This is a genomic window from Pseudomonas sp. IT-P74 (assembly GCF_949768175.1).
Taxonomy (GTDB): Bacteria; Pseudomonadota; Gammaproteobacteria; order Pseudomonadales; family Pseudomonadaceae; genus Aquipseudomonas.
Genome location: NZ_CATKQD010000059.1, coordinates 1 through 487 on the forward strand (window position 1 = coordinate 1; position 487 = coordinate 487).

General features: G+C 65.3%; 1 protein-coding gene. It reads left to right on the forward strand.

Annotated elements, in window-relative coordinates:
• Positions 1 to 487 (forward strand): NAD(P)(+) transhydrogenase (Re/Si-specific) subunit beta (locus tag ACM6J5_RS22350; RefSeq protein ID WP_414929359.1); only part of this gene is annotated, 487 nt, incomplete at both ends.

A 487-nucleotide genomic window follows, 5' to 3' on the forward strand; every position in this document is an offset into this window, starting at 1 on the left:
CCTGGCAGCGGTGTTCATCGCCGTGGCTGCCGTGGTCGAGCCGCAGTCGCTGGGCATCGTGCAGAACCTCGGCGACGCGATCCCGGCCGGTAACCGCCTGGAGCTGTTCCTCGGTGCCGCCATCGGTGCCATCACCTTCTCCGGCTCGGTCATTGCCTTCGGCAAGCTGGCGGGCAGCTCTTTTTTCATGAAGCAGAAGTTCCGCCTGTTCCAGGGTGCGCCGGTCCAGTTCGGCGGCCAGCACAAGCTGAACCTGCTGCTGGGCCTGGCCACCCTGGGCCTGGGCGTGACCTTCATGCTCACCGGCGACTACACCGCCTTCACCGTGATGCTGGCCCTGGCCTTCGTGCTCGGCGTGCTGATCATTATCCCGATCGGTGGCGCCGACATGCCCGTGGTGGTGTCGATGCTCAACAGCTACTCCGGCTGGGCCGCGGCAGGTATCGGCTTCTCGCTGAACAACTCGATGCTGATCATCGCCGGCTCT